The sequence below is a fragment of the Treponema sp. R8-4-B8 genome (genome assembly GCF_054786175.1).
The window spans coordinates 1-457 of the sequence record NZ_BDHE01000370.1; the positions used below are offsets into that span (position 1 = coordinate 1).

Consider the following 457-nt stretch of genomic DNA (forward strand, 5'->3'; position numbering starts at 1 on the left):
ATATCATAGAGGCCGGCGACGGCCAGGAGGCGCTCGGCAAGCTCAAGAGCAATATGCCCATCGACATGGTGCTCTTAGACTGGAATATGCCTGTCTCTTATACACATCTAGATGTGTATAAGAGACAGGAGTGATATGCTCTAATCGTCTGAATAGTATTGATAATGATAGGATCAATACCAACAGTATTAACCGTAGCGGTATCAATAACAACAGTATCAATACTAATAGCATAGATACCAATAATAGTACCGATACCGATAACATCATCAATACCAATAATAAAAAAATCGAATTTGAGGCCTCTTGTTTAATTTTGGCCGACGGCGTCGAGAGCCGCCTTGCCCGGTGTTTCGGGTGGGATACGGCATTGCGCCTTGCCGACATTGAGACGGCGGCTTTCGCGCGGGTCGAGGCGACGGGGATAGAGGGGGACTGCTGTACCTTTTATACGGGC

The 457-nt window shown here is 47.0% G+C and carries 1 protein-coding gene; it reads left to right on the forward strand.

Translation table 11 applies throughout. The annotated features are described in order from the left end of the window. Positions 1-130 precede the first annotated feature (130 nt). Positions 131-457: hypothetical protein (locus ACYVRA_RS08805; protein ID WP_461252340.1), on the forward strand; the 327-nt coding region annotated here is incomplete at its 3' end.